19 protein-coding genes are annotated in these 19,865 nt (G+C 43.9%); 7 read left to right on the top strand and 12 right to left on the bottom strand.

The features are described from left to right. Nucleotides 1-142: 142 nt before the first annotated feature. Entirely contained in the window at nucleotides 143-844 is a 702-nt protein-coding gene (lolA, locus tag EI161_RS04375) for an outer membrane lipoprotein chaperone LolA (protein ID WP_192523342.1), read from the top strand. A 160-nt stretch (nucleotides 845-1,004) separates the two neighbouring features. Here lolA and scpB read toward each other — a convergent pair whose 3' ends face one another. The 8 genes from scpB to mrdA form a co-directional block, all read right to left on the bottom strand. Beyond that, complete coding sequence (gene scpB / locus EI161_RS04370) at nucleotides 1,005-1,619, bottom strand: SMC-Scp complex subunit ScpB (RefSeq protein ID WP_192523343.1); 615 nt, start codon at nucleotides 1,617-1,619, stop codon at nucleotides 1,005-1,007. A 25-nt stretch (nucleotides 1,620-1,644) separates the two neighbouring features. Beyond that, nucleotides 1,645-2,496 (bottom strand): segregation and condensation protein A, encoded by an 852-nt coding sequence (locus tag EI161_RS04365; RefSeq protein WP_192523344.1) that lies wholly within the window; start codon nucleotides 2,494-2,496, stop codon nucleotides 1,645-1,647. A 29-nt stretch (nucleotides 2,497-2,525) separates the two neighbouring features. Then, complete coding sequence (locus EI161_RS04360) at nucleotides 2,526-3,626, bottom strand: tryptophan--tRNA ligase (protein WP_192523345.1); 1,101 nt, start codon at nucleotides 3,624-3,626, stop codon at nucleotides 2,526-2,528. A gap of 129 nt (nucleotides 3,627-3,755) precedes the next feature. After that, a complete protein-coding gene (locus EI161_RS04355) occupies nucleotides 3,756-4,847 on the bottom strand; it encodes a lysophospholipid acyltransferase family protein (protein WP_192529059.1) in 1,092 nt (363 codons plus the stop codon). Nucleotides 4,848-5,178: 331 nt separating this feature from the next. Further along, on the bottom strand, nucleotides 5,179-5,565 hold the full coding sequence (gene rpsI / locus EI161_RS04350) for a 30S ribosomal protein S9 (protein WP_192523347.1): 387 nt from the start codon (nucleotides 5,563-5,565) through the stop codon (nucleotides 5,179-5,181). Nucleotides 5,566-5,575: 10 nt separating this feature from the next. Then, nucleotides 5,576-6,004 (bottom strand): 50S ribosomal protein L13, encoded by a 429-nt coding sequence (rplM, locus tag EI161_RS04345; RefSeq protein ID WP_192523348.1) that lies wholly within the window; start codon nucleotides 6,002-6,004, stop codon nucleotides 5,576-5,578. Between the two features lie 207 nt (nucleotides 6,005-6,211). Continuing rightward, a complete protein-coding gene (gene rsmD / locus EI161_RS04340) occupies nucleotides 6,212-6,898 on the bottom strand; it encodes a 16S rRNA (guanine(966)-N(2))-methyltransferase RsmD (RefSeq protein WP_192529058.1) in 687 nt (228 codons plus the stop codon). A 51-nt stretch (nucleotides 6,899-6,949) separates the two neighbouring features. Beyond that, nucleotides 6,950-8,935 carry a penicillin-binding protein 2 gene (mrdA, locus tag EI161_RS04335; RefSeq protein WP_192529057.1) on the bottom strand — a complete coding sequence of 662 codons (1,986 nt, stop codon included), beginning with the start codon at nucleotides 8,933-8,935 and terminating at the stop codon, nucleotides 6,950-6,952. Between the two features lie 501 nt (nucleotides 8,936-9,436). Here mrdA and EI161_RS04330 point away from each other — a divergent pair. The 6 genes from EI161_RS04330 (at nucleotide 9,437) to adk (ending at nucleotide 16,473) form a co-directional block, all read left to right on the top strand. After that, entirely contained in the window at nucleotides 9,437-10,771 is a 1,335-nt protein-coding gene (locus EI161_RS04330) for a hypothetical protein (RefSeq protein WP_192529056.1), read from the top strand. Between the two features lie 299 nt (nucleotides 10,772-11,070). Further along, nucleotides 11,071-13,101: a heme lyase CcmF/NrfE family subunit gene (locus tag EI161_RS04325; protein ID WP_192523352.1), complete on the top strand. Its 2,031-nt coding sequence runs from the start codon at nucleotides 11,071-11,073 to the stop codon at nucleotides 13,099-13,101. Nucleotide 13,102: 1 nt separating this feature from the next. Next, complete coding sequence (locus tag EI161_RS04320) at nucleotides 13,103-13,753, top strand: DsbE family thiol:disulfide interchange protein (RefSeq protein WP_192523353.1); 651 nt, start codon at nucleotides 13,103-13,105, stop codon at nucleotides 13,751-13,753. Further along, on the top strand, nucleotides 13,750-14,322 hold the full coding sequence (locus tag EI161_RS04315; RefSeq protein ID WP_192529055.1) for a cytochrome c-type biogenesis protein: 573 nt from the start codon (nucleotides 13,750-13,752) through the stop codon (nucleotides 14,320-14,322). Before EI161_RS04320 ends, EI161_RS04315 begins: the two co-directional genes overlap by 4 nt. Further along, entirely contained in the window at nucleotides 14,319-15,599 is a 1,281-nt protein-coding gene (gene ccmI, locus EI161_RS04310; protein ID WP_192529054.1) for a c-type cytochrome biogenesis protein CcmI, read from the top strand. The genes EI161_RS04315 and ccmI overlap by 4 nt, the downstream gene beginning before the upstream one ends. A gap of 217 nt (nucleotides 15,600-15,816) precedes the next feature. Further along, nucleotides 15,817-16,473: an adenylate kinase gene (adk, locus tag EI161_RS04305; protein ID WP_192523356.1), complete on the top strand. Its 657-nt coding sequence runs from the start codon at nucleotides 15,817-15,819 to the stop codon at nucleotides 16,471-16,473. Nucleotides 16,474-16,780: 307 nt separating this feature from the next. Here adk and secB read toward each other — a convergent pair whose 3' ends face one another. The 4 genes from secB to rsgA form a co-directional block, all read right to left on the bottom strand. Continuing rightward, nucleotides 16,781-17,233, bottom strand: coding sequence for a protein-export chaperone SecB (secB, locus tag EI161_RS04300; RefSeq protein ID WP_192529053.1), 453 nt, complete (start codon nucleotides 17,231-17,233; stop codon nucleotides 16,781-16,783). A gap of 178 nt (nucleotides 17,234-17,411) precedes the next feature. Further along, nucleotides 17,412-17,675, bottom strand: coding sequence for a glutaredoxin 3 (gene grxC / locus EI161_RS04295; protein WP_192529052.1), 264 nt, complete (start codon nucleotides 17,673-17,675; stop codon nucleotides 17,412-17,414). Nucleotides 17,676-17,984: 309 nt separating this feature from the next. Beyond that, nucleotides 17,985-18,440 (bottom strand): rhodanese-like domain-containing protein, encoded by a 456-nt coding sequence (locus EI161_RS04290; protein ID WP_192523359.1) that lies wholly within the window; start codon nucleotides 18,438-18,440, stop codon nucleotides 17,985-17,987. Between the two features lie 143 nt (nucleotides 18,441-18,583). Next, nucleotides 18,584-19,687 (bottom strand): ribosome small subunit-dependent GTPase A, encoded by a 1,104-nt coding sequence (gene rsgA / locus EI161_RS04285; RefSeq protein ID WP_192529051.1) that lies wholly within the window; start codon nucleotides 19,685-19,687, stop codon nucleotides 18,584-18,586. Between the last annotated feature and the right edge of the window lie 178 nt (nucleotides 19,688-19,865).

Genomic DNA, 19,865 nt, shown 5'->3' with positions numbered 1-19,865 from the left:
ATGATAAGCTTAAAGCCAGCTATGAGGCTGCCGTAATTCTCGCTTGTGTCTTTATCTGGCTGCCGCTGATTTGAATTCTATACAGCCCCTAATAAAACATTTTATTTTTTAAGCTATTTTGCATTTTTAGAGAGGATTTATCATGACTTTATCAACGAACAAATCGATTAAACAGAACACAACGTTAAAACAAAAAGTGATGGGTGGGGCGTTAACGGGCATATTGATGACGTCGCTCGGTGTTGCTGCTCCTATGATGGCATTAACACAATCAGCAACAGCGGCACCTGCTGACAATCTAACCGCTGCCAAACGCTTAAATAAACTGTTGGCGAACACTAAAAGCATGACGGCGAACTTTAGCCAAACCACAAAAGGCGCCAATAGTGGTACTTTTTCTGGCTCAATGAGTGTTCAGCGCCCAAATAACTTTCGCTGGGAAACCAAATCACCATCAGAGCAACTAATCATTGCCAATGGCAACTCTATGTGGGTTTATGATAAGGATTTGGAGCAAGCCACTAAGCAAAATGTTGATAGTCAAGTTGGTAATACCCCAGCACTACTATTATCAGGCGAGCCAAATAAGATTGATAAAAACTTCAAAATCACTCAGCCGTATGGCAATAAAAACTATTATGTGCTGTATCCTAAGTCAGATAGTGCCAGCTTTAAAAGCTTATCTATGAGCTTTAATGGTGGTAAGCCAGTCATGATGGTATTGAATGATAGCCTTGGTCAAACCACGACGATTAAATTCAGTGGTATCAAAATGAATCCGAGTATCAATAGTAGCCAATTTAAATTCACCCCGCCTAAAGGCGTTGATGTCATTAATCAATAAGCAGTTAATAAGTAATCATTAAGCGCTTATTGGTAGGAGCCAGTCGCTGACGTATAATCAAAACTTTAGCGATTAGGATAATAAAAAAGGACATACCTAAATGGTATGTCCTTTTTTATTATGCCAATATATATGATATACGAGTCTTGTTTTAAATTATCTAGGACATCGCTTTGATGGCATTCATATCCGGCATCGGTGGCAACTGGTCTAAATGACTCAATCCAAAGGCATCTAAAAACTGCGCGGTGGTGTGTAATAACGCTGGACGCCCTAGCGTTTCTTTATAACCGTCCTCGATGATCCAACCTTTATCAAACAATTGGCGCAAAATATTGCTTGATAATGTCACACCGCGCACATGTTCTATGTCGCTGCGTGTCACTGGCTGCTTATAGGCAATGACGCTCAGCGTTTCAAGCAACGCTTGGCTCAGGCGTTCTTGACGTTGCGGAAACACGCGCTGGATTAAGCTGCTATAGCTATCAGAGACTTGCAGCCGATAACCACTGGCCGTCTCATGTAAGCTCAGCACACCCGTGTCTAAGCGTTGTTGTAGTAACGCTAAAGCTTGAGTTAGCTCTTTAGTAGATAGGGACAGGTGCTTCTTTAGAGTATTGGTAGTGAGCGGTGATTCTGAGGCGTGTAATAATACTTCGATATGCTTGCTTATACCTTCAATATATTGATGCTGTTCTATCGTCGATGGCGTTACGGCGGTTAATATCCGTTTTTGTTTTCTATCATCGTGCGTTATATCGTCAATATCTGCCATTAGAAACTTTCTCTTTTAAAAACCATTAAGCCAGCCACTGTAATTTTAGCGGTTTAATTTGATTGTCTTTTATATCGTCATCATCAGTGGGGGGAGTGCTTTCTAACTCAGAGCCCACTACACCAATCAGTTGCCGCTTCATCAGCTCCAGCACCGCGACAAAGCTGACCACCACACCTATCTTGCCTTGTGTCTTATCTAGTAACTCATAAAAGGAGCAGGTGCCATCAGTGCTTAGTTGGCGACTGATACTGGCGATACGGTCAGAGAGCGGAACGGTATCGGCTTTAATACTATGCATTTGATAATCGGGCTGTAGCTGCATTTTAAATAAGCTATCAATCAACATATTAGGCGAATAGTTGGGTAGCTCAGCATTCATAATATCTTGATTGGGCATACTAACCAGTGACAAGAACACATCACGCTCAAGACGAATAAGACTGTCCAAGCGCTGACTGGCTACTTTAATTTGCGCATATTCTTCGAGACGCTCTATCAGCTCAGCTTTTGGGTCACGCTCATCAGTAGGCGTTTCTGGCTTAGGTAACAGTAGCTCAGTTTTGATTGCAATCAATGTCGACGCCATCAGCAGATAATCACCTGCCAATTCAAAATGAGCAGTATCCAACTCGCTAATATAAGCTAGATACTGCTCAGTGATGGGCAGTATCTGCATTTGGGTCAAATCAACATTATTTTTTTTGACCAGATATAACAAAAAGTCTAATGGCCCCGCAAACTGCTCCAACCAAATGGCAAATGCTTGCGGCGGTACATACAGATCTTCTGGCAGATGTTGTACAGGCGTCTGGTAGATGCGCAGAGACATATCTTGAACCTCTGCGCTAGGTTCGGCTAATCGTTCACTTTGCATGATGGTATTCTATTGTCATAACCAAATGATTATTTAAGTTTGGCGAGGGGACGGATACCAATAGCACGGCGAGTTTTGTCTAATTGTTTACGGCTGTGGCGACGGGCTTTGTCCGCACCCATTTGTAAAATCTCTTCTAACTCTTTTGGGTTGGCCATCAGTTCTTGATAACGCTCGCGGAATGGGGCAATCTCGGCATTGATTTTATCAAACAAGGCTTGTTTGGCATCACCCCAGCCAATCCCAGCAGCAAACTGCGTACGCATATCGGCAATCTCTTCAGGAGTAGCAAAAGCTTTATAAATCTCAAAAATAGCCGAATCGTCAGCGTCTTTTGGTTCCGCAGGCAATTGTGAGTTGGTTACAATTTTCATGATGGCTTTATGCATCTGTTTTTCAGGGTTCACTTGCGGGTTAGGCTCACCAAATAGAGGAATGGTATTGCCATAGCTTTTACTCATCTTACGGCCATCAAGACCAGTCAATAGCGGGATATTATCATCAACGACCGCTGAGGGTAGCGTAAACAGCGTTTTGTAGCGATGGTTAAAGGTACCAGCGATGTCACGTGCCATCTCAATATGCTGAATCTGGTCGCGCCCAACCGGCACATGAGTGGCGTTAAACATCAAGATGTCTGCTGCCATGAGTACCGGATAGCCAAATAGCCCCATATTAATGCCTTGGTCAGGATCGACATCTTCTTTTTCCATATTGATATCGACTGCCGCTTTATAAGCATGGGCACGATTCATTAAGCCTTTGGCGCATGAACAGTTTAAAATCCAAGCCAGTTCGGGAATTTCGGGCACATCTGATTGACGATAAAAAGTCACGCGCTCAGGGTCAAGACCACAGGCAATCCAAGTCGCCGCAATGGCTTTGGTTGATTCATGAATAACGGCAGGGTCGTAACAGCCAATAATGCCATGATAATCTGCCAAAAAGAAAAACGCTTCGTCGTCACTATTTTGAATAGACTGAATCGCTGGACGAATAGCACCAACGTAATTGCCCAAATGTAGGGTGCCGGTCGGTTTGATACCCGTTAAAATGCGTTTGCTCTGTGTTGAATCATCAGAAGTTTGGCTGTTGGAATTCTGCTTATCAGAAGTGCGGTTATTACTCATGGAACATCCGTTATTTATTTATAAAGTTTTTGTTTATCAGATTATTATCAATGTAGGATATTTATGTGGCTATTTATATATTATGAATAGCACAAAATATTAGCACAAAGTATAGCAAATTTTCCCTAATTACTTATAGGTATCCGTACGACCATTAGGGCCATTTTTGAAACGACGATGAAACCACATCCACTGGGTTGGATCGATACGAATCAAACCTTCCAGTAACTCATTAATGCGCGTGGCATCAGTCACTTCGTCATTACTTGGATAGTTGTCAAGCTCTGGCGTAATGGTCAGATGATAATGCGGACGTTTGCCTTTAGGCAAGTTATCAGGTGTTTGGCGATAAGTATGCAGTGCCATTAATGCTGGTGGGTGTGCTTTGTTGCCTAATTTAGCTATACGCCGCGAAGCAGTAATAGTAGCAGCGGGCACACCAAAGAACGGCGCCATGACACCTTGCTTAAGACCATAATCTTGGTCAGGCGAGTACCAAATCACATGTTTGGCTTTGATAGAATTAACAAGGCTACGCATGTCACGGCTGGCAATCTGCTTGCCAAAAATGTTAGTACGACCGTTATAAATAAACCAATCAAGAAGCGGATTGTTTTGTGGACGATACATGCAATCCACAGGGAAGAATTGCGCACAAAATAAACCGCCCAAATCAAGCATGGTGTAGTGAGCGCCTAGCAGAATAACTGGGCGACCCTCGTTTTGGGCATTAACAAGATGCTGTAATCCAGAGATAGAAACGGTGCGGGTAAAAACATTTGGTCGGAACCATGCACATAAGGTTTCAAACACACCAATGCCCTGATTGACAAAAACCTGCTTGGCCATCAGCTCTCGCTCAGCTTCGGGCTTTTCGGGAAAGGCCAGTCTCAGATTAATGAGCGTATCACGTCGACGCGAGCCTACTGTATTATAGATTAACATGCCGAGCTTACGACCTAACCAAAACTGCCAACGTAATGGCAAATATATCAGGGGTAAAACCATCGCTGCCAGCAGCCAAATACCCCAATATTTAGGCAATAAAAACTGCCATTGAAAGGGCTTTTTTTCTATGGGTGCTGTGCGCTTATGATTTTGGGTAATCGTCGGCATGCCAGCCGGTATCGCTGGCGACTTGGCAGGTTTCTGCGTATTCGGCGGTGGCGTACTGCCTGTTGCAGAAGGTTTGCTGGGATCGTATTGTTCAGGCGCTTTCATAACATGGTTACTAATACTGAAAAGTTATTATTATGATGGGGTAATAAGCGCAGCTTTGCAAGGCGGTTTGTGCCTTGTGATGGGAGATTTATCGCCAAAGTAGTCGTAGGTAAAAATTGATTTTAATGAAAGTGAGTTTCCTTTAAAAACGATCATCTTTATAAAGCCATTTTTTATAAGAATACTGTTTTTATAAAAGTATCAGGCATAAAAAAGCCTTATAAGCTGTGACCAGCTTATAAGGCTTTGCAAATCTACTCTTTTCTTTAATACTGCAACTGTCGCTCTGAGATAAAGACAACAGTGGCAAAAAAGTAAGAGATAGCTTTGATTAACGTTTTGAGAATTGTGGACGTTTACGTGCTTTACGTAGACCCAATTTCTTACGTTCAACTTGACGTGAGTCACGAGTCACGAAGCCAGCTGCTTTAAGAGCAGGCTTGTTGGTGTCGTCTAACTCAATTAGTGCACGAGTGATACCGTGGCGGATTGCGCCAGCTTGACCAGTCATACCACCACCTTTCACAGTGATATAAACGTCATAAGCGTTAGTAGACTCAAGCAACTCTAGTGGCTGACGAACGACCATTTGTGAAGTTTCGCGGCTGAAGTATTCTTCAAGTGGCTTACCGTTAATAACGATAGCACCAGTACCTTTCGCTAAAAAGACACGAGCAGTAGACGTCTTGCGGCGACCAGTTCCGTAATTGCGTTCCATAAGTATATCCTTAGATGTCTAGTTCTTTAGGTTGCTGTGCAGTATGTGGATGTTCAGTACCCGCATATAGTTTCAGCTTCTTGATCATCGCATAGCCAAGAGGGCCCTTTGGAAGCATACCCTTAACTGCTTTATGTAGAACATCTTCAGGCTTATTTGCAAGCAGCTTTGTGAAGTTGGTTTCTTTAATGCCGCCTGGGTAGCCAGTGTGACGATAGTACTTTTTATCTTGCGCTTTTTTACCCGTTACCGCGATTTTTTCTGCATTGATGACAACAATAAAGTCACCAGTATCTACGTGCGGAGTATAAGAAGTTTTATGCTTGCCACGTAAGCGAGTAGCAATTTGAGTGGCTAAGCGACCAAGGGTTTTGCCGTCAGCATCTACGACATACCAGTCATGGGTCACTTCAGCTGGTTTTGCACTAAGTGTTTTCATGATAAAACCTTAAAATTAGAATTCGTTGAGAGTTTAGCTGGGAACGGGGCTCTCAAAAAACAGACTGCACATTATAAGCAGTAGCGCCTACGCTTGCAAGCTGCATTGGGGTTTATTTTCGCCTTATATACATTAAACTGCAGCGTTGGCCAGTTTTTAGCGGTTTTAAACATTTGAAATTTATTAATGGTTTCATTAACCCGACAATTATGACGATGATAGACGATAAAGTCCAGCGACAACTTGTCCAACTTTGGTGTGTTTTAGGCACTCAAAACCGATCATACCTTGCGTTGTCTTTGTTTCAGCCGCAAGAGTTTCTGCCAATTTATTTAATTGAATGGTTAAATCTTTATCCGCTTCTAAATAAATTAATGTGTCTGCGTCGATTAACGACTGAGTGATGAGTGCGGTCAAAATAGGCTGCCACAAATCCTGGGCATAAGGGGGGTCGATAAAGACGATATCAAAACGAGCCTGAGTAGGTTGATGCTGAGATAATACTTGCTCAGCTGTGCCGTGAATTATTTGATAAGTGGATGGTTCAAGACGCAGTTGCTCGGCGCTTTGGCGTAGCATTTGGCTCTGGGTCGCATTCATCTCGATAAAAGTGCAATGAGCCGCGCCACGTGATAAAGACTCAAATCCCAGCACGCCGCTACCGGCACAGCTATCTAGGACGCGCGCACTATGAATATCAGCCAGTAACCAGTTAAACAAGGTCTCCCGTAGACGGTCTGGCGTCGGACGTAAGCCCTCTGCATCGATAAAGCTCACAATTCGGCGTTTAAACTGACCGCCAATGATGCGCACATCACCCGCCGCATTTTTTGCTTTAGGGCTTTTTTTTGGTGTGCGGCTTTTAGGTGTGCGGCCGCTTGAGTTTTTTTTCATTATGTAATCTCAATAATGTAATTTCGATAATGTTGTCTCGTTAGCAATGTTTTACTCGGGCGTTGTTGCTTGTGCCTGCTCAGCCAGTGCCTGTTGTTCGGCAAGCGCTTTGTCTTCTTTGTCACGCAGCGCATCACTGATGGCTTTGTCAAAAGCTTTTTGACGTTTAATGGCTTTAAGCTCATCCGCTGATGGTGGCAAAATAGGATTGGTTTTACGTTGCAATACCCAATAATCAAACAGTTCACGACCGATGGGAGCGGCAACAGCACCGCCACCACCACCGTTTTCGACCAAAATAGCAATGGCGATCTGGGGATCTTCTACGGGCGCAAAACCATTGAACCAAGCGTGATCCCAGTGGCGAGAATCTAACGCTGCTTTATTGTAACTTTTACCTTGGGCAATGGATTTTACTTGCGCGGTTCCGGATTTACCGGCGGTACGATAGCGTGGGTTATAAGCGCGCCGTGCCGTACCATTTTTGACGGTTTCTTCCATCGCATCGTGCATGCGCGTCCAATCAGAAGGCTGACCATTGTATTCGATTTTGCCATCAGGCTTGGTGATGACGTTCACTGCAGCCGCACCGTCGCTGCTTTTTAATAGATGCGGGGTAATGTGGTTGCCTTTGTTGGCCGTCATGGCGGTCGCATTTGCAATTTGTAACGGCGTGGCTAAGAAATAACCTTGACCAATACTGACAGAGATCGTCTCACCCGGTAGCCAGCCCTTATCGTAGGTATCCTTTTTCCATTTTGGTGAGGGCATGATTCCTGGTTTTTCGTTAGGTAAATCAATGCCGCTCTTTTCGCCAAAACCAAAGCGCACCATCCAGTCGTGCAAGCGTTGAATGCCCATTTCATACGCCAACTTATAATAATAAGTATCGACTGACATCACGATAGATTTCTTTAGGTTGACAGTACCGTGACCGCCGCGCTTCCAATCTCGAAAACGGTGTGAGTCACCCGGCAGGCTGAAATAACCGGGATCATAAATAGTTGTTTCCCAGTTACGTAGACCGTAATGAATGCCGCCTAAGCCTTCAAAAGGTTTGATAGTCGAGCCAGGTGGGTAATTCCCTTGTAGCGCACGGTTATACAGTGGCTGATCAAGATCGTCTCGCAGCGCGCCGTAGTCTTTAAATGAGATACCCGAGATAAAAGGGTTAGGGTTGTAGCTTGGATTACTAACAAAGGCCAATACGTCACCATTTTGGGGATCTATTGCCACAATCGCACCGCGACGACCGTCAAGCTGCTGCTGGGCGACGGTCTGTAAGCCATAATCTAGGCTCAAGGTAATATCATTACCTGCTATGGGTGGCTTGGTATCTAATTGACGTAAAATATTGCCATAGGCATCGGTCTCGACCGACTGATAACCAGGTTGACCGAGCAAGATATCTTCATAGTAATCCTCGATACCGATTTTACCGATAAGGTCAGTACCCGCATAACGATCTTTATCTATACGCTTGGTTTCTTTGTCATTGATGCGTCCGACATAGCCGATAACGTGCGCGAATAATTCATCATAAGGGTAAGAGCGCGTCAGCTTACTCTGAATGGTCACCCCGCGAAAAAAAGGTTTACGTTCACTGAACTGTGCTAATTGAGCTTCAGTTAAGTCAATCTTGATAGTCACTGGGTCATTTTTACTTTTACTTAGCCGCGCTAAAATATCGGTAATGTTTTCATCCGTTAGCTCAAAGATAGGGGCAAGTAAATTTAAGGTCCGCTCTGGGTTTTCGACTTCATCAGGACTTAACATTGCCGTAAATACAGGCTGGTTGTCTGCCAATATCACCCCGTTGCGGTCGTAAATATAACCACGACTTGGCGGAGCCGATATCAGTTTAATACGGTTATTATCAGCCTGTGTGGTGTATTTATCATGAGCGTAGACTTGCAAATAGCCATAACGCATGATGAGGCCGCCCAAACCAATAACTATCACAATCCCAAAGATAATAATACGATTGGCAAAAATACGATTGACCTGTTCGGCGGCGGGAGTTAGTGGTTTATTCATATAAAGTTAGGGCCCAAACGGTCAGTGAGTCAATAAAAAGGTATAGAAAGTATAGATAGGTGGGCGGGGCGTTTCATTAAAAGGCGGTAAGCATAAAGAATAATACAAAGAATTTCAAATAGATAGATTGATATGGCTTAACATTATGATGTCACTATGTGAATGCAATTATCTGCTATTGTTGTATTGTAAATTATAACAGAACAACTGAAAAGACGCAGTAGTCGGTCAATTGTTTTGTCGTGTGCAGTACAAGTCTTAATACTAACCTATTTTAATGCTTTCACTGTGAGGGCAACGGACGAAACGTGTTATCTCTAGTCACAACTTGACTAGGGTCACCGTGTGCTAATGAATAGCAAGTATGCTAAAATCAGGCGATTTATTTCATAGTAGTTATATGGGCCGAACGTCTTTTTTAAGCGTTCTTATTAGCTTAAGATGTTTTTCTTAAGCTATTTATGAGCAACGATAATTAACCTGTCAGGGACAAGATAAGTCATGGATGCAACTTCATTGTGGCAGACGATAGCTGAACACCCAGAGTTTCTTGCCATGCTGACTATTCCACCAGTGACGGCATTCGTTACTTGGATACATGTGTGGATGGCGCTGAAAATGCTGTTCTATCCGATTAAGTTCTGGGGTATTCGTATTCCAAACTTTCCATTTTTTGGGCTGTCGGGTATCGGCTGGCAGGGTATTGTCCCAAGAAAGGCGGGCAAGATATCTGGGGTTATCGTTGACCAAACGCTCTCAAAACTTGGCTCGCTCGATGAGTTTTTTCAGGCGATGGAGCCTGAGCAGATGGCAGTGTTTATCACTGATACCGTGGATAAAAACCTTGAGCCATTGATCGATGAAATCATGCTGGAGCACTCGCCAGCGCTGTGGGGCAATCTGCCTTATGCCCTAAAACGCCGAGTTTATGCCCAAGCGCACAAAGAGCTGCCCAGTATTATGCAGTCTTTGGTCACTGATTTGACCTATCATGTCGAAGACTTGGTCGATATGCGTAAAATGATTGTCAATACGATGGAAAACGATCGCCGTTTGATGGTGGATATGTTTTTAAAAGTAGGCCAAAAAGAGATCAATTTTATTTGGCATATTAGTGCCTTGATTGGTTTGATCTTTGGTATTATCCAAATGTTTATATTTTTGGTGGTGCCGCAGCATTGGACGGTGCCATTTTTTGCCGCAATTTGGGGTTTTCTGACCAACTGGATTGCTATCTGGATGGTCTTTAATCCAGTAGAACCACATTTTATTCCTTATTTGAAGTTTTTTACCGTGCAGCGTGGTTTTCCCTTTATTAAGCTTCAGATGCCACATATCGCGCAGTATCGTCTACAAGGCGGTTTTATGAAGCGCCAAGAGGAAGTTTCTGAGGTGTTCGCAGAGATTGTGGTAAATGATTTGGTGACACTTGAGAACATCATGAATGAGATGATGTATGGTGACCGTGCAGCGCAAACGCGTGATTTAATGAAGTCCCATTTATACGAAGTGCTAGAGTCGCCAGTGATTCGTACCACGCTACGTGTGGGCTTAGGTCGCCGTGAGTATGGGCAATTAAAAAACACCATTATTGATAAGTCTATTGTCGCGACGATGGTACCGCTGCGTGACCCTGAGCTCAATGAAAGTCGTGCCAGTAAAATATTTGGGCTGTTTCGTGATCGGATTCGCGCTCTGACGCCAAATGAATTTCAAAACCTATTACGTCCAGCGTTTCGGGAAGACGAGATGACTTTGATTGTTTTGGGGGGGCTAACAGGGTTTTTGGCGGGTTGGTTACATCTGGTCTTGGTGTTTTTTCCCTCGATGCAATAATGAATAGGCTTTTATATTTTTTATACACATTACATACAGAGTGGATACATCAATGTGACAAGTTGCCGCTAATGTACCATGCTGTAAGCGCCCAAGTTGCAATGGCTAGAGGCAAAATCGTAACAGTATAAATAGTAATGATAAATGCTGGATACTTTTGCCGATCTTAGGGCGTGTTGGGCAGTTATTATCAGCAGTGCCCATAGTCAGCAATGCCATAGTTGACTGTTCAATACATCCTAAAAGTCCAATCTATAAAATAAACAATGACCGTATTAAGGTAAACAAGGTTAGACCGTATGTTAATCACAGAATTGGGTTATTTTGCCTTGCTGGCCGCCCTTGTATTGGCGATTTTGCAGGTAGTGTTACCAACCATTGGCGTCATGCGCGATCACGTTGCTTGGCAGCGTCTGGCACCAAGTCTTGCCTGGGCGCAATTTGCGGCGATGATCACCTCATTTGGCGCGTTGATGGCAGGCTTTTATTACAATGACTTTAGCCTCATTTATGTCTCTCAACATTCCAACACGTTGCTGCCTTGGTACTATAAGCTGTCGGCGACGTGGGGCGGGCATGAAGGTTCACTATTGTTATGGATGACCATCATGGCCACGTGGTGTGCGCTGGTTTCTTATTTCAGCCGTGGTCTGCCGTTGTCTATGCGTGCGCGGGTCTTGGTAATATTGGCTGGCGTGCAGATGATGATGCTGGCGATGCTTATCTTTACCTCGTCACCGTTTGAACGTACGCTACCTAACCTTCCTGTCGATGGCGCAGATCTAAACCCTGTGCTACAAGATTTTGGTTTGATTATTCATCCACCGATGCTTTATATGGGTTATGTAGGCTTGGTCGTACCATTCGCTTTTTGTATGGCGGCGCTGTGGGAAGGTCGTTTAGATGCGGTATGGACCCGCTGGTCGCGACCATGGGCACTAGCGGCTTGGGGCTTTTTGACCGTTGGTATCGCGCTTGGCTCGTGGTGGGCTTACTATGAGCTTGGCTGGGGTGGTTGGTGGTTCTGGGATCCAGTAGAGAATGCTTCGTTGATGCCGTGGTTGGTTGGTATTGCCCTGCTGCATTCGCTTGCGGTCACTGAAAAGCGAGGTGTCTTTAAGGCATGGACGATCATGCTAGCTATTTTTGCATTTGCACTCAGTTTGCTGGGTACCTTCCTTGTGCGTTCAGGCGTTATTACCTCAGTGCATTCATTTGCCGCTGACCCGACGCGTGGTCTAGTCGTTTTAATCATTCTTGGCGTCATCGTTGGTGGTGGTTTGCTGATGTTTGCGTTACGTGGCTGGCGTTTGACCGTTGAAAGCCAATATCAGTTGATTTCCCGTGAGTCATTTTTGGTGATTAATAACGTTATCATTTTGATTTCAACGTTAGTCGTACTACTCGGTACACTTTATCCTATTATTGCTGATGCCTTTAATCTAGGTCAGGTATCGGTGGGCCCTCCGTATTTCAATGCGCTATTTGTGCCATTAACGTGGTTGCTATTGGTAGCGATGGGCATGGGTTCTAATATTCGCTGGAAGAAAGACAGTCGACCGCTATTGGGCGCTGGTATGGTCATCGCCGTAAGTAGCTTAGTGTTGGCGGCGATTATCACTTACTTTACAAGCCCATCGGCGATGCTCAATATCGGTGTGACGCTAGCAGTCAGTTTTTGGGTGTTACTATGGATGGTTGTTGACTTTAGAGACAAAACCAAAAATGCACCAAGTCGACTCAAAGGCTTAGGTCAATTACGCCTGAGCTATTGGGGGCAACAGACTGCTCATCTCGGTGTGGTCATTGCCGTCATTGGTGTGGCATTTACCAGCACCTTAAGTATCGAGCGTGATGTGGCATTGGGGCCAAATGATAGTGTCCATGTCCAAGGTTACGACTTCACCGTTAAAGGCTTCCGTGAAGTCAAAGGCAGTAACTATGATGCGACCCAAGCTGAAGTCGAAGTGACTAAAGATGGCCGTGCTGTGACCACGTTATACCCTGAAAAACGTAACTATATTATTAGCATGATGCCAATGACCGAAGCGGCGATTGATGACAGTCTGCTGCGCGATGTGTACGTAGCACTGGGCGAGCCTATCGCTGTAAATAGCAACGAATGGGCAGTGCGTATTTATGTCAAACCGCTTATTCGTTGGATATGGCTTGGTGCACTTATCATGGCGTTCGGTGCTGTATTAAGTATGCTTGATAGTCGTTATCGTATTAAAAAAACCAAGACAGCGGCCCAAATAGCGGCCAAAAAATCAGGCTTTGCGACGGCTGCTGATTTGGATACATCAGCAGTAAAGCCCGGGGATAATTAATATGAGTCAATCAAATAATTCCTCTGACAAACAGGCTAAGCAAGGCGGCACAAAGACCATGAATAAAAATCAGCTGAAGATATGGTTTTTAATTCCGTTGATTGTCTTTATTGGTTTGTTTGTGATGCTGTATATGCGTTTGGGTAAGCCGACGGATATCGTCACCAATACCGCACTTGAGCGGCCAGTGCCTACTTTTGAGCTGCCATTGTTATCAGATACCAGTCGTATCATGACCAATGACAATCTACCTGATGAGCCATTTTTGATGAATATTTGGGGCTCTTGGTGCCCCACGTGTATCATCGAACATCCTTTTTTAATGCAATTAGAAGAGCGCGGTGTCAATTTGGTGGGTGTTAATTATAAAGATGATATTGGTGATGCCTTCGGTTATCTGAACCGAGGTGGCGATCCCTTTTCGATGTCTATTCAGGATTTGTCAGGGCAGTTTGCTCTGGATCTGGGTTTGACGGGTGCGCCTGAGACTTTCGTTGTCGATGGTGAAGGTGTTATTCGCCAGCATATTATTGGTGAGGTCAATGAGAGCAACTGGCAAAGTCGTATCGAGCCTTGCTTGACGGTACTCAATAAAGCCAATGATAATAACGTCAGTCCAGATCCTATTCAGGTTGAAGAGGTGTGCAAATGATAGCCCATTCAATAAAGGCCGTTACGATAAAAGTAGCGAGCCTAATTATTGCCTGTTTACTAAGTATGACAAGCTATGCGGCAATTGAAGTTTATAACTTTGATTCTGTCCAACAAGAAGCGCAGTATCGTGGTCTGATCGAAGAGCTACGCTGTCCGAAATGCCAAAATCAAAACTTGGCGGCTTCTGATGCCCCCATTGCCCAAGATTTAAAACAAAAAACGTATGACTTGGTAAAAGATGGTCGTAGCGATGGCGAGATTCGCGACTATATGCAAGAACGTTATGGCGACTTTATCAGTTATAAGCCGCCCGTACGCCCGTCAACATGGATTTTATGGTTTTTTCCGCCATTGTTACTCATTATTCTGCTGATCGGTTGGTTTTGGCACAGCAAGCGGCGTCAGCTTGTTGCTAGTGGTGAGAGTGGAGGGGCGGCAAATAATACCGCTACTGCATTATCTGCTGCTGAGAAAGCCGAACTTGATCGCTTGTTATCACGTACTGATTCCAATGATAGCAAGGACAAAAATGATCATGACATCACAAGCCTCGAGGACAAAAAATGACCCTATTTTCTACTGCTGGCTTATTTATTGCTCTAAGCTTATTTCTGGCCTTAATACTTGCGGTTATCACTATCATGCCGTGGTTACGAGCATCACGTTCGCAAGAAAAACCTGTCGATAATCAACTATTAGATATCAATATCGCTGTATTCCGTGAGCGTTTAGCAGAATTAAAGGTGGATAAAGACAGTGGCACTATCGATGACAGTCACTATCAAAACCAAAAACTTGAGCTTGAACGTCAATTACTAGATGCTCAACGCGAAGTCACACCGATGGTCACGCCTGGTATTAAGAGTCGATTGATTATCATGGTTTGGGTGCCTGTTCTGGCGGCTATGGCCTATCTGATGATCGGTGACCGCACACCTGTGTTTGATCTTTGGACCGCTGAGGACAAAGTCAGTCAAGTTGCCGATGATTTATTAACAGGCAAGATTGATCAGCCGCCAGCCTGGGCGATTGAAGATGGTACGCAGCTAATCAGTGCGATGCAGACCAACGTTTATCGTCATGCTGATGATCCCAATCGCTGGATGCGTCTGTCTGAGCTTTTCTTATCGTTAGAGGCCACCGATTCAGCATTAGAAGCCTTGTCACGCGCTTATCGTTTATCGCCTGACAACGAAGAAATTGCCACGACCTATGCGCAGATTAGTTTCTTTGCTAATAAAGGTCAGCTGGATACGACGAGTCGCCGTGTATTAAAAGACGTATTGGCCAAAAATCCAGAGCATGAAGGCGCGCAAATGCTCATGGCAATGGGTGAGGCACGTAGTAATAACTTTGAGCAAGCACAAGGCTGGATTAAGCGTTTGCGTGACAGTATTGCGGCTAAGCCTGGCGAACATACCCAAGCGCTGGCGAGTTTAGATGAATTAAGTGCCAATGTGACCGCTCAGCAGCAACAAGCATCTGAAGGCGTTGAAGTGACCGTATCTATCAATTCTAGCCTACTGCCATTAATCGAAGCCGATGATGTATTATTTATAGCGATACGTGACGTGCAAGGTGGCCCACCGTTTGCTGCTAAGCGTTTACCGATTAGTGTCATTAAGCAAGGGAAGGTAACGATTAGCCTAAGTGACTTAGATGCGATGATGCCTGAGCGTACGCTTGCCTCTGCTCGAGCTGATAAAGTTCAATTAGCAGTTATTGCTCGCGTCAGTCATAATGGCAATGCCAGTGCAGAGTCAGGTGACTTATCAGGCAATCCAGTAGTGATAAGCGCCGACCAAAATCAGGCCAATGTTGAGATTAATCAACAGGTTCCTTAAGGGATAAGTAGAAAAATATAAGCGATTTATATATGCGTGCCATGGTATTTTCTACGGCACGCAACATGAACCATGAACAGATAAGTCATCGCAACTTGCCGACTCAAGGCTAAAAATACTTGAGCTTTTTAAAGCCACAAGGTAAGGTAGCTTGGCAAACAACCAATCCCTAAGTTTTATTAGTCCCAAAATCCTATCCATTAAGGAGAGTCGTGTAATGATGCGTATTATTTTGCTAGGTCCACCAGGCGCCGGTAAAGGCACCCAAGCTCAGTTTATTTCTAAAGAATATGATATTCCGCAAATCTCAACGGGCGATATGCTACGTGCCGCAATCAAAGAAGGCAGTGAGCTTGGTAAACAAGCCAAAGACGTGATGAATGCTGGTGGTTTGGTTTCTGATGACCTTATCATTAACCTAGTGCAAGAACGCATCGCTAAGCCTGATTGTGTCAATGGCTGTATCTTAGATGGTTTCCCACGTACTATTCCACAAGCTCAAGCGCTTGCAGATGCTAATGTGGCAATTGATCACGTGATTGAAATCAGTGTTCCTGATGATGAAATTGTTAAGCGTCTGTCTGGTCGCCGCCAGCATGCAGGTTCTGGTCGTGTTTATCACATCGACCACAATCCACCAAAGCAAGAAGGCATCGATGATGTGACTGGCGAAGCACTTATTCAGCGCGAAGACGACAAAGAGTCGACCATTCGTGACCGTTTAGCCACTTATCATGAGCAGACGTCAGCACTTGTTGGTTTTTATCAAAACAAAGCCAAAGAAGGTGATGATGCGCCTAATTATGATAAATTTGATGGCACTCAAGGCATCGATGAAGTCAAACAGCAAATCTTATCAGCTCTAAAAGGCTAATCATTGATTTTTGACAATTGATGAAATGCTTGAGAACCCTGCCAATGAGCAGGGTTTTTTTAGGTCTAATGATAATAAAGTCGGTGAAAAGTAATACAGATATAATCAGTGAAAAGTAAAATCGATACATCACGTACTGCTGGTACAGTTTTTTCTAGCTTGCTGTGCCTACGCAGACAGAGGCTGCAAAAAATTTATCTATGGATTACTTAAAATCATACTGAAACATGCCCATAAAAAAACCGCTTACTCAAATAAGTAAACGGCTTTTAGGTATTAATGAACTAATACTTTATAAGGTTAAAACTTACGCATTACCTTGGGCATCAACTTGTGCTTGTTGCTGACTTTGCGCATAAGCTTGGTCAAAGTTCACTGGTGCTAGCAATAACTGCGGGAAGCTACCACGTGTTACGATGTCGCTGATGACTTCACGCGCATATGGGAATAGCACATTAGGGCAATAAGCGCCAAGGATTTGACCGATTTGATCTTCTGGGATATCTTTTAATAAGAAAATACCCGCTTGATGAACTTCAGCGATAAAAGCTGGTTCTTCAGCATTCTTTGCCGTAACGCTGACCGTCAATACGATTTGATAATGGTCGTCATCAAGCTTCTCAGCATTGCTAGAAAGATTGATATCAAGCTCTGGGTTCCACTCTTTGGTAAATACGCCAGCGCCTGGAACCTCAAGTGACATGTCTTTTACATAAATGCGCTCTAGTGCCAATTGTGGTTGTGCTTGTTCTTCAGCCATGGTCATTCCTCTAAAATTGAATCAAATAATGGGGCAAATTGTTATTGAAAAATATCATTGTAATATAAATTGAGACTGAGTTTGGATATTTCATCTCGATATTTTTACCAATGAATGTTATCCGTAATGCTGCCTATCTCTACAAATATAAAGACAGACAGTTGACTAAGGTAGCAAATTAACCAGCCAATAGCTCGTCAAGTTTGCCTTGTTGGTTCATTTGATTGAGCTCATCAAAGCCACCAACAAAGGTATCGCCAACAAATATTTGTGGCACAGTGCGATAGTTATTGGTTTTTTGCATCAGTGCTTGGCGTTCTTCGCTGCTCATGTCATGCATGCCAATCTCTTCATAGTCTACGCCTTTGGTTTTTAGTAGTTGTTTGGCGTTTGAGCAGTATGGGCAGATAGGAGTGGTATAGACTTTAACAGATACAGTCATGATAAATCCTTATTTATAAGTTTATGAGGTAAGCGTTTTATTATAAACAATCATTTTATAATAATTCTTATAACCAGCCACCAAATAATAAATGAATAATATATTTGGTGAGGCTCATTATTTAAAGTGGGGATGAGCTTCGCAAATTCAAGCGGTTCAAACCGAAAAAACCTGACGGTATCATAAATGTCATACAAAAAAAGACACCTTAGAAGAAGGTGCCTTTTGTTTGCTAGGTTGTTTGCTAGGCTTAATAAGCCACCAGTCAATATCAGCTTAAGACTATATTTAATGGTTTATACAGACTCATTATTTATGCAAACTTGGCTTGGCTTTGCCTTTGCTTTTTGGTTTGGCATCTTTTAAGCCAACCAATGGCATACCCGCACCTTGCCAACCGCCAATGCCGCCTTCTAAACGATAGACGTTATTTTTGCCGATCATTTGAATGGCAGCACCTGCTTGTACACCCATATCGCAGATGATAATCACAGGATGCTCAATGGCGCGTATTTCTTCTAAGCGATCTTTGAGGTTGGTAAAGGGTATGTTGCGGCTGCCTTGGATATAACCTGTTTCAAATTTCTTTTTGGCGCGAATATCGATAAGCTGCGCATTTTGCGAGTTAACCATCATACCAAGGGTATTAGGCGATATTTTTTTGCCGCTACGTTTGTTTTCAATCGCAAAAAACAGTACAGCAAGTACGGCTAATATACCAAATAAAAACGGGTGGTTGCCCACAAATTCCAGCGCACGATCCAAACCATACCTCCAAAAAATTAAGCGTTCGATTAAGCTGAGAAGACAGCCTAATGATATTGAACAAGGCGCTATTATACCGATTAGCCCGACCATAGTAAACGTGCGATGGTCAACCTAGCGATTAACAATTAATAAGGCCGCGATTAGTAAGGTTTGGTATCCGCCTCTTCTCTTAGCGTCACCAAGTTCTCAACACGGCGCTGTAATACTTCGCCATCAGCAACCGCTTGCCATAAGGCACAGCCTTTGCTGTTATGGGTATGGCGACAATCGCGGAACTGGCAGTTACCAGACAATGGAGCAAGCTCGACAAAGCCTGAAATAATATCATCAGGGCTTAAGTGCCAAATACCATACTCGCGTATACCTGGCGTGTCGACGATGCCACCTTGGGTTAAATCATCAGGATTAAACGGCAATAAGCGGCTGGTGGTGGTGGTATGTTGACCAAGTTTTGAGTTATCAGAGATGATATTCACGCTTTGAGCCGATTCAGGTAGTAGCGCATTGATTAAGCTACTTTTACCGACGCCAGATTGACCAGCAAAAATAACCAGCTTTTTATCGATATAACGTTTTAATTCATCAAGGCCTTCTTGCTCATCGCTATCAGCGACGTTTTCAGGGCAATCGACCGAGGTCAAAACGCTCTCATAACCAAGCGCCGCATATTGTGCTAATAACTCATTGGTATCGACGCCCTTTTCTTCTGCCAGTAAATCGGCTTTATTAAGCACTAATAGCGGCTGTACGCCCGCATGATTACAAACAACCAAGTAGCGATCGATCAAGGTTGGGGCAGCGGCAGGCAGCGGGGCAAAAACAATGGCCAAAATATCGACATTGGCGGCGACAGGTTTAAGTTTATGATAGCGATCAGGACGCGAGACAAGAGAGGTACGCGGTTTGACTGACTCGATACGGCCAAATCCTGTATTAGAGTCCGCATTCCAGCGTACTTGGTCGCCCGCGGCTAGCATCGGCAGATTGGTACGTACATGACAACGCCAGATATCGCCTAACGCCAGCTCTTGCCAAAATGGCTCAGGATCATCGGGTGCAATTTCTGGTTGCACTGGTATCACCGCAGGCAAGCTGGTCACTTGGACTTCTAGTTGCTTGCCATAATGCGCCATGACCACGCCATCCATCAAACTATCATCGATGCTGTCTTGACTGGCCAGTTGTTGTTTGTCGATGCGCCGAATCTGCTGTTTAGTCAGTTTACGTTGCCGGATTAATGCCATGGGTTTGTGACCTATTAAAAAATATTGCTAAGTGTAGCGTGAAAATTTGCTAACATACAGCTTAAAGCACCTACGCTAGACAGTGGTTTTGTAACGTTTTAGCGGTTATAAATCAGTGGGCGCACAACGTAGATGCAAAATATTGTGATTTAAGCATCAATAATTATATCTGATGTGT

This window comes from Psychrobacter sp. FME5 (assembly GCF_014861375.1).
In the GTDB taxonomy this organism is placed as follows: Bacteria; Pseudomonadota; Gammaproteobacteria; order Pseudomonadales; family Moraxellaceae; genus Psychrobacter.
This window is presented reverse-complemented; position numbering and strand designations above follow the sequence as displayed.